Annotated in this window: 11 protein-coding genes and 2 pseudogenes; 7 read left to right on the plus strand and 6 right to left on the minus strand. The window is 60.3% G+C overall.

Features of this window, described 5'->3' with window-relative positions:
* Positions 1 to 155 precede the first annotated feature (155 nt).
* From ACZ5TB_RS14940 to ACZ5TB_RS14950, 3 genes are read left to right on the plus strand one after another with little or no spacing between them, the layout of a single operon-like run.
* A complete protein-coding gene (locus tag ACZ5TB_RS14940) occupies positions 156 to 2,138 on the plus strand; it encodes a flavin-containing monooxygenase (RefSeq protein ID WP_464793196.1) in 1,983 nt (660 codons plus the stop codon).
* Between the two features lie 53 nt (positions 2,139 to 2,191).
* Entirely contained in the window at positions 2,192 to 3,262 is a 1,071-nt protein-coding gene (locus tag ACZ5TB_RS14945; RefSeq protein WP_464793197.1) for a hypothetical protein, read from the plus strand.
* Positions 3,240 to 3,758: a VOC family protein gene (locus tag ACZ5TB_RS14950; RefSeq protein WP_464793198.1), complete on the plus strand. Its 519-nt coding sequence runs from the start codon at positions 3,240 to 3,242 to the stop codon at positions 3,756 to 3,758. The genes ACZ5TB_RS14945 and ACZ5TB_RS14950 overlap by 23 nt, the downstream gene beginning before the upstream one ends.
* 138 nt (positions 3,759 to 3,896) lie before the next feature.
* Here ACZ5TB_RS14950 and ACZ5TB_RS14955 read toward each other — a convergent pair.
* From ACZ5TB_RS14955 to ACZ5TB_RS14965, 3 genes and pseudogenes are all read right to left on the minus strand, one after another.
* Positions 3,897 to 4,400, minus strand: a pseudogene (locus ACZ5TB_RS14955) (DDE-type integrase/transposase/recombinase); the annotation flags it as partial.
* 539 nt (positions 4,401 to 4,939) lie between these two features.
* Entirely contained in the window at positions 4,940 to 6,421 is a 1,482-nt protein-coding gene (locus ACZ5TB_RS14960; RefSeq protein WP_464793199.1) for a hypothetical protein, read from the minus strand.
* A gap of 361 nt (positions 6,422 to 6,782) precedes the next feature.
* Positions 6,783 to 8,480 (minus strand): family 43 glycosylhydrolase, encoded by a 1,698-nt coding sequence (locus ACZ5TB_RS14965; protein ID WP_464793200.1) that lies wholly within the window; start codon positions 8,478 to 8,480, stop codon positions 6,783 to 6,785.
* 483 nt (positions 8,481 to 8,963) lie between these two features.
* Between ACZ5TB_RS14965 and ACZ5TB_RS14970 the strand changes: the two are divergent.
* Both ACZ5TB_RS14970 and ACZ5TB_RS14975 read left to right on the plus strand, forming a co-directional pair.
* A pseudogene (locus ACZ5TB_RS14970) lies at positions 8,964 to 9,188 on the plus strand (glycoside hydrolase family 3 C-terminal domain-containing protein); the annotation flags it as partial.
* Positions 9,189 to 9,279: 91 nt separating this feature from the next.
* The gene (locus tag ACZ5TB_RS14975) at positions 9,280 to 9,672 is read left to right on the plus strand and encodes a fibronectin type III-like domain-contianing protein (protein ID WP_464793201.1); all 393 of its coding nucleotides are present in this window, start codon (positions 9,280 to 9,282) and stop codon (positions 9,670 to 9,672) included.
* Positions 9,673 to 9,809: 137 nt separating this feature from the next.
* Here ACZ5TB_RS14975 and ACZ5TB_RS14980 read toward each other — a convergent pair whose 3' ends face one another.
* Positions 9,810 to 10,700, minus strand: a complete 891-nt coding sequence (locus ACZ5TB_RS14980) for a LysR family transcriptional regulator (RefSeq protein WP_464793202.1) — start codon at positions 10,698 to 10,700, stop codon at positions 9,810 to 9,812.
* A 446-nt stretch (positions 10,701 to 11,146) separates the two neighbouring features.
* On the opposite strand from ACZ5TB_RS14980, the gene ACZ5TB_RS14985 reads away from it, so the two are divergent.
* The gene (locus ACZ5TB_RS14985; protein ID WP_464793260.1) at positions 11,147 to 12,715 is read left to right on the plus strand and encodes an aldehyde dehydrogenase (NADP(+)); all 1,569 of its coding nucleotides are present in this window, start codon (positions 11,147 to 11,149) and stop codon (positions 12,713 to 12,715) included.
* On the plus strand, positions 12,712 to 13,689 hold the full coding sequence (araD1, locus tag ACZ5TB_RS14990; RefSeq protein WP_464793203.1) for an AraD1 family protein: 978 nt from the start codon (positions 12,712 to 12,714) through the stop codon (positions 13,687 to 13,689). Before ACZ5TB_RS14985 ends, araD1 begins: the two co-directional genes overlap by 4 nt.
* Before the next feature lie 57 nt (positions 13,690 to 13,746).
* Here the strand turns inward: araD1 and ACZ5TB_RS14995 are convergent, their stop codons facing one another.
* Both ACZ5TB_RS14995 and ACZ5TB_RS15000 read right to left on the minus strand, forming a co-directional pair.
* Positions 13,747 to 14,811: a phosphotransferase gene (locus ACZ5TB_RS14995; RefSeq protein WP_464793204.1), complete on the minus strand. Its 1,065-nt coding sequence runs from the start codon at positions 14,809 to 14,811 to the stop codon at positions 13,747 to 13,749.
* Positions 14,808 to 15,992, minus strand: coding sequence for an acyl-CoA dehydrogenase family protein (locus tag ACZ5TB_RS15000; protein ID WP_464793205.1), 1,185 nt, complete (start codon positions 15,990 to 15,992; stop codon positions 14,808 to 14,810). Before ACZ5TB_RS15000 ends, ACZ5TB_RS14995 begins: the two co-directional genes overlap by 4 nt.
* Positions 15,993 to 15,997 lie beyond the last annotated feature (5 nt).

A 15,997-nucleotide genomic window follows, 5' to 3' on the forward strand; every position in this document is an offset into this window, starting at 1 on the left:
ATCCTGGGGCGATCGCCGTTGACATGGAGCAGGCCAGTAGGGCGGCGCGGCATCACATTTGGCCGCTGTCGGCGAATGTCGCTTGATCAATTACACACTAATGTGTAATATATTCTCATCGAGTCCGAAAGCGGGCACATATGAGGAGAAACGGGATGCACGAACGGGTGCTGGACATGAATGCCAGGGTCGATGCCGCGATCGATGCGCTGGACCCCACCATGGCGCTGATGGCGTTGATCCAGATGACCGGCAATCGGACGCTGCTGAACCACTATTGGGATGCGATCGACGGCCGCCAGGAAGATCTGGTGGAGACGTTCGTCGATATCCATGCGCACGAGGAGCGGCCGTCCATCGATCCGGCCGTGGTCGCCGAGATCCGCGATCGCCTGCGCGTGGCGGTAAAGTCCGGGAAGCCTCCGGTCATGCCACAGCTGGACCGGCCGATGTTCAAGCGGATGAGCCGTTTGCTGCTGGGCCAGGACCTTCCCGAAATGTCGGTGGATGTCGCGTTCCAGCATGCCGGGTTCACCACCGACACGCGCATTCGCAAGGCTGCCGATGTCCCGCCCGCCGATTTCAAGGTGCTGGTCGTGGGCGCGGGCATGATGGGCATCAACGCGGCCATCAAATTGCAGCAGGCCGGTTTTGACTTTACCGTGCTGGAGGCGATGGACACGGTGGGCGGCAACTGGCTGACCAACACCTATCCGGGCGCGGCGGTCGACACGCCGAGCCGCGTCTATTCCTTCTCCTTCGAGCCCAATGCTTCGTGGACGCAATTCTACCCGCGTGGCCCGGAATTCCTGTCCTATCTCGATCGCGTCACCGACAAATACGGCCTTCGCGACCGGATCCGGTTCGGCACCTGGGTCGAGGGTGCGGAATGGGACGAGAAGCGCAAGATCTGGACGGTGAAGGCGGTTCGGAACGGCAAGCCGGAAAGCCATGAGTGCAACGTCCTCATCATGGCGGTGGGACCCAACAACAATCCCAATTATCCCAAGGTGAAGAATCTCGACAGCTTCAAGGGGCCGGTCATTCATTCGGCCGCCTGGGACCATAATGTCGATCTGACGGGCAAGAAGGTCGTCCTGGTCGGCACGGGCTGTTCAGGCGTGCAGGTGGCGACGGCCATTGCCGACAAGGTCGGCGAACTGGTGATCGTGCAGCGCCAGCCGGAACATATCATCCCCAATCCGCAGGCGCATGCGCCGGTGGCCGAAATCGAGCGCTGGGCGATGGAATATGTGCCCTTCGTGGCGCAGTGGAAGCGGCTGCAAAGCCTGCACAGCCAGATGCGCGACATGCACGGCATGATCATGAAGGATGAGGATTATGCCGCGAAGACGGGCGGCTTTGGCCCGATCAACGATGGCATGCGGATGATGTGCGAAGGCTATCTGAAGAGCCATTTCCCGGACGATCCGGAAATGGTGAAGCTGTTGACACCCAACTTCCCGGTGTTTGCGAAACGGCCCATCCTGGATTGCGGTTTTTACGACACGCTCAAAAAGCCCAATGTGTCGATCGTGCGTGGCGAATTGGCCGAGGCCGAGCAGGACGCGGTGATCCTGGCCGATGGCACGCGGATCGAATGCGACGTGCTGTTGCTATCGACCGGCTATAATCTGCATTTTGGGCGGCAGTTCGACATTCGCGGCGCCGGCGGCGAAACTTTGACGGACGCGTTCGACCCGCATCCCTTCTCCTATGAAGGCATGCTGATCACCGGCTTCCCCAACTTCGTCTTCATGGGCGCGCCCTACAGCTATCTGGTCGCCAACCATGCGGTGGTGAGCGAGCAGCAGGTCCATTATATCATCGAACTGCTGCAATGGATGGTGGACGATCATCTGTCGTCCGTCGATGTCTCGCCAGAGGCGACGCAGGCGTTCATCGACGATGTCGACGCGAACCTGGCCAAGACCGCCTGGGTCCAGTGCGGCAGCGCCCATGGCTATTATCGCGACAAGGGCGCCGACGGGCAGAAGAAGGTCATCCTCGCCATCCCGCGCCACAACTCGCGCATCTGGCATGTCCTGCGCTCGCCCCGCGAAGAAGACTTCAACGTCACCCGTGCCGACGATGCCGTCAAGACCCCACCGCGCGAAATGGAAATGCTGACTATCTGATCCGCTTCCGTAAACAGGAAACGGATGACAACCGAATGATATTGGGAGACTAGATGATGCTTCGTGATCTCGCTGAGCAGTTCCGCCCTGTCGCACCTCCGCAGTTGATCGATAAAGCTTATACGGACGATCAGCATGCGCGTTTGTTGAGTGTTGCTCGTAACAACGGTCCTTGGCCGTTGATGCTGGCGGAAAACTTCAAGACACCAGAGGAGGTTATCGCCACAACCTCAGGCGCAGGCAAGCAATTGCCGGAAGGGGTCAAGCTGACCTGGGACATGATTGGCATCTATCCCGGATTTCGAGGATATTTGGCGCGTGGGGGCACCTGCTTCTACCCGGAGATCGAGGATTGCTACTACAACTCCCGCTTTCTCGAGCTGGTGCGTAATTATTACGACTGCCAATATGCCGAGCCCGAGACCTTCCTCTTCAATATCCAGGGACCAACCCCCCTTGGCGGGCCGCCCCATCTGGATGGCACGGTCTTCCGTGGTTTGACGATGGAAAACACGCCGCTCTGGCTGCTGCTGACCATGGCGAAGTCCTGCCTGTTCAATCGTTGGCGCTCGAAGAAGGGCCAGGTGATCGCCTGGTATTATAAGGGCAAGATCGGCGGCGGATTCAACTGCTGGCCTGATGGGCCGAGCGGTGAGGTCATGCAGATCAACGCTCCCATGTGGGGCCGCGCGGTGGTCGTCGAAAACGAGATGACGTTCCACCATGGACAGGCTGCGGGTCCGGTCGCCATGCGCAGGCCGCAAGGGCTCGACATCAGTTCGACCTTTGGCCCTGATGCGCAGGATCCGACCGGCTGGCAGATCGAAACTTTTGGCAAGGTCACCCAGAAGGTGCCGGAAGAGGAAATGCGCTTCCTCGTCCATTGGGGCGCTCGCCTGTTCAAGGACATGGACGATTTCAAGCTGACCTACGATCACCGCGACGACATCACCCATGAGCAGGCGATCAACATGTTGATCGAGGACATGAAGAAGCGTGGTGTCCAGTTCGAAGTGCCGACCGATCCCATGAACGACAATGCGTTCGTTGGTCTTCTGGCCAAGGTCTATGATATTGGCGGTCCTACAAACATCCCGCCCGATGCAATGGACGAAGCCGCCTAAGGGCGGCTTCGTCCACCGCTTCACGCAGTTCGGCGAACAGTCGATTGCTGTGCGAGAATGTCAGAATAGGAGACAAAACGTGGCTATACCCTTTGGCAAGAACGGCGACACCGATTTCATGTTCACCAAGCTCCAGGTCAAGGACCTGGACAAGGCGGTGTCCTTCTATTCCTCGGCCATTGGTCTGGTCGAGATGAACCGCGTTGAAGCTGAAATCAATGGACGGAAGGTCAGCGAAGTCGTGTTTATGCCGACCTACGAGGGCGGGCCGCTGTTCATTCTTGCTCAGTTCCACGACACCCAGACGCCTGCCGCAAACGAGTTGATCCTGGGCCTGGCAACGAAGGATATTGCCGACCTGATCGCCCGGGTGGAAAAAGCCGGTGGACGTGTTCTGGAGCCAGCGCGGGAGGTTCCCGGCATGGGCGGCATGCAGGTTGCCTTTGTTGCCGATCCAGAGGGCCACATGCTTCAACTGAGCCAGAACGGCGGTTGATTTTGTAGGGAACAGGCTCGCGAGGAGCGATGGCGCCTTTCGCGAGCCATGCGCCGGTCTGAGCAGGCGCAGCGTTTTGGGCTAAAGCCAGGACTGGGGCCTGCGGGCTTATGGTATATCGGTACTGTTCGCCGGGCTCTAGATGTTTGGTCCCGGGATTTGATGGTGCGGGTTTGAAGTGAAGCGGTGGGACTCTTTTGTCCAGCATTTGCATATGAACTCGTAGGGCGTGAGGCCGTGGAGGGTCTTCAGATGCTTGGCGAAGTTGTAGGCGGCGGTGGTCGCGCAGCTGGTCATGGGTCTCGTAGTAGAACCGCTTGACGGTCGCATCCTTGATCAGCGGCACGGCCGAGCCACCCCCACCCGGCGTGGTGAAGTGGATGCCGTTGTCGGTCAGCACGGTATGGACCTTGTAGGGAACGGCCGCGATCAGCCGGTGCAGGAAATCGCGTGCAGAGTCGCGGTCTTAGCCTTCTCATGCAACTCGACGAAGGCGAACTTGCTGGTGCGGTCGGTTGCCACGAACATGTACAGTCTGCCCTGCTCGGTGCGGACCTCAGCGATGTCGATGTGGAAGAAGCCGATTGGGTAGCTCTTGAACTTGCTCCGCTTGGGCTTGTCGCCTTCGACATCGGTCATCCTCCGCCTAGACCTACATTACAGTACTTGCCGCTCACCATTGCCCACATCGGCCTTCATACCATCCCGGACGCCTCCGTCTCCGGTCAGCCCCCTCTCACGACCGCCTGTTTCTTGACAAGGACCGGGACAGGAGCCGCTAACCCCTTAGCGTCTGCCATGACAGCGAGTGCGCTCAATCCGCCTTCAATGAGGTCGCGCACCGCGCCATGACGCACGACCAACCCCGCGCGACCTCACAGAAACCTCTGGATTCCTAAGCGGACCGATCGCTGATTCATAGGGCACCGTGTTGTAGCGCGGAGCGAGCGATGCTTCGGCCGCCTCAAGCATTTTCGCCGTTTCGCTACGCGTTACGATCGGCGAACCATCCACTTTGCCGGTTTCATTCACCTCGCCGCCATGATCTGGCTACGTTGAATGTCGATCCCGCCTAATTATATTATCGAGTTCTTTTGAGCACGTCGAAAAAGCCTGGCCTGGGGGGCCGTCAAGCCTGCCGCGGTTGGCGACGCCATCCCCGGCAGGATCCGAAGCTGCAATCAATCAGCCGCAACGACTTTGCCCAATCTGACAATGGTGGCCGATGACCGCGCGATGTCGACAGTAGCAGCAGGGACGCTGCGGGAGGCGAGGTCCAGGCGGGCCTCACGGCTGTCGAGGGACGGGCCGCTCAACGTGGCGACGCTCTGGTGGCGGGGCAGTGGCAGGCGAACGTCGGTGCCGACTTCCTTGTTGAGGATAGCGAGCAGCGTGCCCTGAGCCGTGTCGGCTGCATAGGCGACCACGTTGAGGCCCTGCGCGTCCAACTGGACGGTCCGCATGCGTGCGCCGCTGAACAGCCCGGCGAACTTCATGCCCCAATAGACCGGCTGCGGCTGCACTTGCCCGTCCATATTGCCGATCGGCGTGTAGAAGGGGCGCGGGCGGGGCTGCGCGTCGGGCAGCATCTTTTCGCCCGCAAGGCCACCGACCGAGTTGGCAACCGCAGGGCCAGCGCCGCCGTGCAGGTTCACGCTGGAATAGCCCAGCGACATGAGCTGGAGCATATAATCAGCGGCCCAGAGCGCTGCGACATAGCTATCCGACACGCCCGGCTTGCCACCGTGGTAGGCGGTGTTGCCTTCCGTCATGCGGTAGGCAACACCCATCTTGCGCGCGGCGTCGCTGGTCAGCTTGCCTTCCTGAGCCTCCCGGGTTGAGCGCAGTAGGAGGCGGTCGGTCTTGATCCGCGGATCATTGGGACCGCCCTTGTAGAAATGATGCGACAGTGCCTCGATCCGTGGCGGGTTCTTGATCGAGGCCCAGCGGTCGGCGAGGGCGGGCAGCCAGTCGAGCTTGTAAGCGACGTCGGGCAGGATGAAGCGGACATCCGGGCTGACCGCCGTGATCGAATAGGCAGCGGCAAGCCACTCGGCAAGATAGGTGTCGAGACCCCAGGTCTTGGGATCGCGCAGGTGCGAGCCGAACACATCAACTTCATTGCCGATGACGAACGCGACCAACCGCTTGCCAAGCCGCCGTTGGACATAGGCTGCCTCACGGGCCAAGTCACGCGGCACGCCATTGCCGAGGTTAAGGCCGTAGATGCAGCGCCATCCGGTCGCATCCAGGAATCCCTTGAGCGCATCGATGGCTGCTGGGGTGACGGCGTAGCTGAGGTCCGGGCGCGGCTGGCCCGGCTTGATCGGCCGTTCGATGCGCGGCGGCTGCTTGTCGCCGGGGCGCTCCTTCCACCAGGAAAATTCGCTGGTGTTGCCGCCGATGCGCAGAATGCCAGCGGGCGTCAGGTCACGGAAAGCGCGGACCAGCGGGCGGTTACGCGCGTTGAAGAAATCGGGCGTTTCAAGCTGCTGCGTCTCGTAGGACAGGCCGACGAAGTCGCGGGGCACCAGCGGCCCTTGCGCCGATCCATTGAGCGAGAGCGACAGGGTCGCTGGGGTTTCCGCAGCGCGCGCTGGGACGATCAGCGCTCCGGCCGCCGTCAATATTCCCGCGTTCAGAAAATTACGGCGGTCTATCATTGCTCGAACCTCTTAAGTGATAATTGCCGGTGATAGTCATTTTTGCAGACTTTAAAGAAGCCAACGACCACCGGGCGGAGACGATGAAGGTGACTTACACTGGTAATGCGGAAGTTGATCGGCGGCGGCACACCGGACTGCTAAGTTGCCTACGCTACGTTGAATTGAACGGCTAAAATGAGGGCATACCACTGTCGGCCTGCTCAACGAGACAGGAATGACGGCTTAAGTTGGTCGACAGGAGCCTGGCGGAATGCAGCGTGCCGTTTGTAGACACAATCTCAATACCCGCGTCGGGCTCGTGTCTTTCTGATTACCTCCCGCACTACGATGCCGCGACTCCCACATTCGCGCAATAAAGTCAGTCGAAGCAGCGGACATTCTTTGATCGAGCGATGCCATTTTCGTTGACCGCGTCGATGGCGACACAATACCTCTTGCTAAGGTTCAGACTACCGATCTCCAGTGATGTTACTCCGTCATAAACCTGGAAGTTCTGGTTCATCAAATCCGGGCGGCGACCGAGGCGAACGATATGGAACTCGGCACCCGGAGCGGCTTGCCAGTTGATGGTCACGCGACGCGGATCCTTGACACTGCGAATAGCCTGCACCGCGCCAACCCGTCCGGGACGCCGCCCCGCGCCCTTGCCAAATACCCGCAGATCATAGAGGGAGAAGTTGCCGCCGTCGGGCGCGTGCATATTGCGCAGGCGCACGAAACGGGCGCGCTGCGCCCGGGGCAGCACCTGATAGTCATGCGGCGCGTCACGCCCATCGTGGGCGTGGTCGATAGCGGTGCGCCAGCGTTGGCCATCATCCGACAGCTCCAGCACATAGCGGTAGCTATCCCGGCTGATCCCGCGGCCCTGGCTGCCCTGATCGGCAAAGTTGATCTGAATCGCGTCGACGCGTTTTTTCGCCCCCAAGTCGATCTGGAACCATTCGTCGCCGCCCGATCGTGCCGACCATGATGTCCGCGACTCCTCATCGACGGCGTTTTCGACCGGAAAGCCGTCCAGCGTGGAGGACGCGGTGGCAGTCCTGCCGCGCGAAAGAAGCATCCATCCCGTCAGGTCACGATTGCCGCTGAAGTAACGCGGATAATCCCCCAGGTAGGTGTCCGACAGAACTTCGCCCGTCCGTGTGAAACGAGCCGGGAACAGTCCCAGCCGCCGTTCGAAAATATGGCGCTGCGAGATAGTCATGGTGCCTGCGTGCCACCACCGTCCCGCCTCATCCTTGAAGGTATTGCCATGCCCCGCGCCGGTAATGAAGCCGGTGGGCTTTACAGCGAAGGGGCTGTAATCCTGATAGACGAATGGCCCCATCGGATTGTCCGCAACGAGGACGCCGTTAGCATAGGTCTTGAACTCGGTGCCTGGCGCGGAATATTCCAGATAATAGCGACCGTCGTGCTTGGTCATCCAGGAGCCTTCGACGAAGGAGGGCGCGCCGGGCTTTTCATTATTGTCGCCCGGCACCTCCCACCCGCGACCATCCTTGTCACGGGACTGCGATATCTGCGCGGTTCTGATCACGCGGAAGGTGGTGGTGTCGAGTTCATCCACGCGGAGCGGACCTTTCGATGCCAGACCGCTGTACATGTACAGGCGGCCATCATCGTCGAGGAACATGTCCGGGTCCTCATAACGCTGTTCGATGACGGCGGCTTCATACCAGCGCCCGGACTTTGGATCGTCGGTCGTCCAAATGCGGCGCGTACTTTCGCTAGTGGCCAAATACATCCGGCCCCGGATCACGACGACGGTCGGAGCGAATTTGTCCACGGCGTAGCCGCTCGCTTCCACGAAAGTCCAGTGCTGGAGGTCTGGCGAATGCCAATAGCCCTTCGAATGCGATGCGAAGAGGTAGTACAGGCCTTTATATGTGATGATCGTGGGATCGGCCGCTTCCCGATAGGCTTCGCCGAGCTTGAGCTGGATTTGCGGGATCTTGACGGGCGTCTGGTAACGATAGGGTAGATCAACAGGATTTGCATAGGTCGCCATGCGCGACCTGCCTGCTGCCTCTGCCGGGACGAACGGGACCAACGCCATGACGGACAGGCTCGCCGTTACCCAGTGCAGAGCCTTACATACCGCCCCGTTTCGTACCGAACTTCCCACAAGACTACCCCACTGATGCGTCAGATGCCCCGTGACATAGGCCAGGCTGGCAAATAAGTATACAGATACGTTGCATTAATCCGGGGGTGGAGTATGGCCTGCTTCTGGAAATATCTGGCGAGGCAGCGCAGTAATGCGAGCGTGCGGGGCTAGACCCCCACGGTCAGGGCCAGCGGTGGCAACTTCACCGCGCAGATGTTGAGCGACGGCGATGTCGTGAAAAGCACGGAGTTGACCCCCGGCCCCGATGGCGATGCCTGGCTGCGATTTGACTATGGTCGCGCCGTCGCCGTCCGCGCGGTCACGACCGCAACCGGCAGCTACGCCCATTTCGGAGGTCGCGGCGGTGCGGGCCTTGGGTCGGCTGCACGGCTGGAAGCAAGCAATGACGGCCGCAGCTGGAATCAGGTCGAGATGATCGAAACGGCAGCCCCCCCCCCAACAGGCGTTGGCAGAAGCCGTTGCCGCCGTCGGCAAGCCCATGATCGTGACCCTGCGCAACGGGCGCGCGCTGGCGCTGGAAGGCGCTGTGCTGAATGCCCCGCAATCCTTGTTACCTGGTTCCTGGGATCGGAATCCGGCAACGCGACGGCCGATATCCTGTTCGGCGCGACTGGCCCGTCCGGCCGCCTGCCGGTCAGCTTCCCCATCTCGGCGGGGCAGGTGCCTTATTATTATGCGCACCGGCGGCCGGGCCGCCCAAACAACACGCGCTATATCACGTCGAAATATGAGGCGCTTTCCGTTCGGCCATGGCCTGACCTATGGAAAGATCAGCTATTCCGATCTCGTCCTTTCCTCCAAGAAGATCGGGATGGACGGCCAACTGCGGGTCACGGTGACGGTCAGCAACCATGGGCAATATGCCGCCCGGGAATTGGTGCAGCTCTACGTTCAGGATGTCGTCGCATCCGTCACCCAGCCGATCCGTGAGCTGAAGGCCTATCGCCATGTCGAACTGGCGCCGGGCCAATCGCAACAGGTGACGCTGGATTTGCGGGCCGCAGACCTTGCCTTCATCGGCGTCGATCTGAAGCCCTTGATCGAGGCTGGCCGGTTCAAATTGTGGATCGCGCAGTCCGCTGAGGCGGCAGGGCTGACGGAAGAGTTTGAGGTCGCTTGACCTGGCGGCGCGCCTAGGGTGTGTTCGAAGCAGATGGAAACGCCAGTTCGGCGAAGCCAATCATTTTCCGTCTCGAAAGACACGGAGAACAAAAGATAGATAGAGCATGATCCGATTCAACGTGATCGGATCATGTTCTAACGCGCATTGCCAAGAATATAGTCGATGAAGACCCTCAATTTTGGCAGTGCCTGCGTCCGGCTCGGGTAATATAGGAACACCCCTGACGAAGTTATCCCGTAATCGTCCAGGACCGTGATCAGTTTGCCGCCAGCAATGTGATCATCCACCATGCTTTGGGGGATGTACAGCAGCCCCAATCCCTGCAGCGCTGCTGAAATTCCCAAACCGAAGTCGTTCACGATCAATCGACCGGCGACGGCCACATCCGTTGCCCGCCCGTTATCCAAAAAGTGCCAGTTGGCAATTCCTTCAGGCCCGCTCCGCATCCGGATGCAGTTATGGCGGCGCAGGTCGGTTGGACTGCTGGGCCTTTCGTGCTTGGCAAAATATTCCGGTGCGCCCACGACTGCGAAGCGGATGGGTGGCGTCACTCGCAGTGCGATCACGTCAGGGTCGAGCAGTTCACCCAATCGAACGCCAGCGTCAAATCCGCCCTCAACCAGATCGGTCGGACGATCTTCGGCCCAAATGTCCAAGTCGATCTGAGGATAGGCTTCGCAGAACCCCTTCATTATCGGTTCGATGAGCAGGGCGATCATACCGCGCGGCATATGTATGCGGAGCAAGCCCGATGGCGTGCTGAGGTTCCGGGCTTCATCATAAGCGCTGGCGAGATCGGCGAAAGCAGGCGATGCGCGCGCGAGCAATATCTCGCCCGCCTGCGTCAGCCCGACGCTGCGGGTTGTCCGCATGAGCAGTGCAACCCCGGCTTTGGCTTCAAGCGCCTTGATCTTCTGGCTGAGAGCCGAAGGGGAAAGGTGCAATTCATCAGCGGCAGCACGAAAGCTGCGGCGCTGCGCAACGCGAACAAATGCCTCGATGGCGTCGAGAAGACTGCGATCCATTATGTTATCCAGCTACATGACCCATCAACTTTATAGTGGATTATCACCTAATGAGCCAAGCGGTAGATTGAGGTCCAGAAAATGAAAGGAAGTTCAATGACACATTCAATCTTCGTTGCCCCGCTGGCCCTCCTGTCGTCTTACCTGATGCTGGCTGCAGCTCTTGGCCCGTCCCTCTCGCTCATTGGGTGAGCCAAGCGCGACAAGAAGAAGCTGTTCTACAAAAGGCCGCGCAGCCCCACTTGGCGTGAGCTGCGGGACATTCAATTCAATGGATCGGCCAGGCCCGTCCCCCTCGTTGATATTTAATTAGTATGAGTATATACCATCACTAACGGCGTCAGTGCCGCCTTGGCAGAGCTTCGGCGCGGCAAGGGCGGTTTTCCTATCCGGCCTTTCAGACCCCGGGTCTGCCCCCGCGACAATCAGTGATGGAGAATGCACAAGTGATCGACGGCAGCGTTCTGGTGGGCGGCGACGCACGCCAGCAGAAAGAGCGGTTCAAGGGTATCGATCCGGCAACGGACCTACCTCTTGCCCAAAGCTATTCACAAGCCTCGCCAGAGGACATCGCGGACGCATGCGCCCTAGCGGCTGATGCGGCACCGTCTTTTGCCGGGCTGACGCCCGACGCGAGAGCGCGCTTTCTCGAAGCCGCAGCCGAGCGGATCGATGCGATCGGCGATTTGCTTATCGAAACAGCTATGGCGGAAACGGGCTTGCCCCGCATGCGTCTGGAAGGTGAGCGCGGGCGCACAACCGGGCAGCTCCGCCTGTTCGCCTCTGAATTGCGGGCCGGCTACTGGCTGGACGTGACGATCGATCGCGCCTTGCCGGATCGCGCCCCGCCGCGTCCCGACCTTCGCCGTATGAATGTGCCGCTCGGGCCGGTGGCGGTGTTCGGCGCGTCCAATTTCCCGCTCGCTTTTTCCGTGGCTGGCGGCGATACCGCGTCGGCGCTCGCGGCGGGATGTCCGGTAGTGGCCAAGGGGCATCCGGGTCACCCCGGAACCGGAGAGCTCATCGCTCGCGCCGTGACCCAAGCTGTGACGGACTGCGGTCTTCATCCGGGCGTTTTTTCCTATCTGCCCGGCACTGGCAATGCGCTTGGCGCTGCCCTTGTGGCCGATCCTCGCATCCGCGCGGTCGGCTTTACAGGATCGCGGGCAGGCGGACTGGCGCTCGCCGAGATAGCGGCCCGGCGTCCTGAACCTATCCCCGTCTATGCCGAAATGAGCGCGGTCAATCCCGTCATATTGATGCCGGGCGCTCTCAAAACCCGCGCCGAGACGCTTGGGACGGCATTTGTGGGCTCTCTGACGCAGGGGGCAGGACAGTTTTGCACGAATCCCGGACTGGTCATCGCGATCGACGGACCGGACCTCGACCGCTTCCTCGCTTCGGCCACTTCGGCCGTCAGCGAGGCGTCGCCGCAGGTGATGCTGACGCCCGCCATTCGGGCCGCCTTCACCAATGGCGTGGCCAAGCTGGAGACCATGCCGGGCGCCAGGTTGATCGCACGGGGCCAAGCTATCGAAGGGCGTGCCGGTGCGGCGCTGTTCGAAAGCCAGGCTGAGCAACTCGCGCTTGAACCCGCCCTTGCCGAAGAGGTGTTCGGTGCGTCGTCCGTGGTGATCCGTTGCAAGGATGTCGATGCGCTGACGCAGGTCATCTCTGGACTGGAGGGGCAGTTGACCGCAACGATCCACATGGAGGATTCCGATGCTGCCGACGCGGCCGCCATACTCCCGCTTCTTGCGCAAAAGGCGGGCAGGGTCCTGGCGAACGGCTGGCCGACGGGTGTCGAAGTGACCTGGGCGATGGTTCATGGCGGTCCGTTCCCCGCCACCACGGACGGACGGTCCACGTCGGTCGGCACCCTCGCCATGTCGCGCTTTCTGCGGCCGGTCTGCTTTCAGGATATCGGCGCGAATCTGACCCCGCCGCCATTGCAGGATGGTAATCCCTGGCGCTTGCCGCGCCGCCTTGATGGCAAGATGGAGACTGCCCAATGATCCGATCCCTCGTTCAATATGAACAGGATGGCCGACGTGGCGTCGCCGCTCTGGACGAGAGCGGATCAGCCCTGATCGTGCGTGATACGGCGTCCGTACGGATGCTGGCTGGCGATGCGCTGGCGTCGTCTACCACGCTTGCCGCTCTTGCCGAGGAACGGGCAGGGGCCTCGATCGATTTGGCCGCTGTTACCTTGCTGCCGCCGATCGATCATGAAGATCCCGCCCATCTGCTGGTCAGCGGCACCGGCCTCACGCATCTGGGCTCCGCCGAAGGCCGCGACAAGATGCACAAGGCCGCCGCCGCCGGTCAGGCCACCGACTCCATGCGTATGTTCCTGATGGGCGAGGAGGGTGGAAAGCCAGCTGCCGGAATTGAGGGTGTGCAGCCCGAATGGTTCTACAAGGGCGATGGATCGATCCTGGTGCCACCGGGCGCGCCTTTCCGTAAACCTGCTTTTGCGGGAGATGGGGGCGAGGAACCGGAAATCGCCGGCATCTACCTCAACGCGCCGGATGGAACGCCGGTTCGCCTGGGCTTCTCAATCGGCAATGAGTTTTCGGACCACGTAACCGAACGGGTCAATTATCTCTGGCTCGCCCATTCCAAGCTGCGTCAGGCGTCGCTCGGCGCGGAATTGTTGCTGGGCGACCTGCCCGCCGATGTTCGCGGCGCCAGCAGGATTATCCGCGACGGTGAGATATTGTGGGAAAGTAGATTTTTTTCTGGCGAGGCGAACATGTCTCACAGCATCGAGAATCTTGAGCATCATCATTTCAAATATGACTTGTTCCGGCGTCCCGGCGACGTGCATGTGCATTTCTTCGGCACGGCGACCCTCTCTTTCACCGATCAGGTGGCAACGCGGGCGGGCGATATATTCGAAATAGAGGCGGACGCCTTCACCATGCGGCTTCGCAATCCTCTCGTGGCGGCAGCCGACGAAGGACTGGCCAAAGTGAGGGTTCTATGATCCCCACAGGCCTTAGGTTGCAGAGCCGCAATCGCCATAGTCCGGTGTAGATGTAGCCTAGCGAAACTCTTGTATTTGCTGCCACGCTAATCGTGCAAGCTCCGGAAATGCTTTGGCCCGCTCCGCTGCTTGCACGGATGACGCCGTGCCGCGGATGACGCGGCCTTTGATGCCGTGAAAGATGGCCGCCAACCGAAAGAAATTGAACGCAATATAGAAATGGTAATTGGGAATAGAGGCTCTGCCTGTCCGCTTACAATAAGCCGCGATATATTCGTCCTCAGTTGGAATATTGAATGCGGCAAGGTCGACGCCGCCCAACCCCGCCACGATGTGGGGCGGCATACGGTACATCATCGCGTTATAGGCGAAGTCCGCGAGCGGATTACCGAGCGTCGACAATTCCCAATCGAGAACGGCCACAACCCGCGGTTCCGTTGGGTGGAAGATCATATTGTCAACGCGGAAGTCGCCATGCACGATCGATGAATCGTCGTCGGGCGGAATATTAGCGGGCAGCCATTCGATCAGTTGATCCATGTTCGGATCGCGTCCGGCCTCGACATCTCCAAGGTACTGCCGTGTCCAGCGGTTGATCTGGCGTGCAAAGTAGTTGCCAGGTCGGCCATATTCACCCAGCCCTACGGCGTGGTAATCAACCCCGTGAAGCTGGGCCATAGCAGCGTTCATCGCATCGAAATAGGCTGGGCGGTCGGCAACATTAACCTCTGGCAGCGTAGCATCCCAGAAGATGCGCCCTTCCACCAATTCCATGACATAGAACCATCGGCCGATCACGCTATCGTCAGTGCACAGCCCATAGACATGTGCCACCGGGAAGCCGACTTTTTCGAGGCCGGTCAATACCTGCGCCTCGCGTTCGATCGCATGCGCCCCGGCCAGTAACTGCCCCATAGGCTTACAGCGCAGAACATAAGCCCGACCCGGCGTCATAAGCCGGTAAGTCGGGTTGGATTGCCCGCCTTTGAACTGGTCAACACTCAACGGACCGGTGAAACCCGCGACATTCGACTTCATCCAGCGGGCCATCGCCTGCTCATCGAAGCCCTGACCCGCGCGTACCGGGGTCGTGCCCACATTGGACTGCGTATCGGTGCTCATTCAATATTCGCAATCGCGAAGCTGCGCTTGATTTTTTTGGCCAGCGACCATTTATGAACTTCTGTCGGACCGTCATAAATGCGGAAAGCCCGGATTTCGCGAAAGATCTGCTCGACGACCGTATCGCGTGATACCCCCGTGCCGCCCAATATCTGTACGCAACGGTCAGCCACACGGTAGAGCGCCTCCGACACCGCAACCTTTGTCATGGAGCTTTCAGTCACAGCTTTGTCTCCGCGGTCGAGTGCATCGGCGCACCAGTCGATGATCAATTCACTCTGCTTGAGGTCGATCAAATTTTCCGCCAGCATAAAGCCGACGCCTTCGTGATCGATCAGCAACTGGCCGAAAGCCTTGCGCTTGACTGCATAGGCCGTCGCAATTTCGTTGGCACGCATAGCGCTCCCCAACCAGCGCATACAATGTGTCAGCCGGGCCGGGCTGAGGCGTATCTGTGCGTAGGCGAACCCTTCGTGCGGCGCACCGAGGATGGCGCTCGTCGGCAGGCGTAAATCCTTGATCGTGACGACCGCGTGGCCACCCGGCATCGAACTGTCGATCGTATCGATCAGCCGATCCTGCCTGATCGCGGGATGCGGAAGATCGACCAGAAACATGGTCGCGGTATCCTTGCCATCGCGCACCGTCTTTGCCATCAGGATCGCGAACGCCGCGCCTTCGAAGCCCGTCGCGAACGCCTTGCGCCCGTTCACGATCCAGTAGTCGCCGTCCTGCCGCGCCATCGTCATCATCATCGAGGGATCGGACCCCGCGCCGCCCTCTTCCGCCGGTTCCGTCATCAGGAAGCAGGAGCGGCCGTGCCCCGCGATCAGCGGGTCAAGGAAACGCGCTTTCTGCTCGTTCGTTGCGACATGGCGCAGAAGGTAGATATTGCCCTCATCCGGCGCGAATGTGTTCAAAGCGACGGGGCCGAGCGGTGACAGGCCCGACGCGCGCAGGATCAGTGCGGTCCCTCGGTGTGTGAAGTGAGACCCATCTGGCCGAATATGCGGTGTCAGCAGCCCCGAAGCGATGGCCTTGGCCCGCATCTCCTGGACCAACGCATCGGATGGCCCATGATCTCCTTGGCGATGATCCGTCTCAAAAGGGATGACGACATTCCTGACAAAAGCTTCCACTTTGCCAGCGATGATTTGCGCTTCGTCGAGATCATTTTTCATCAACA

It is taken from the genome of Sphingobium sp. TomTYG74, from assembly GCF_055393875.1.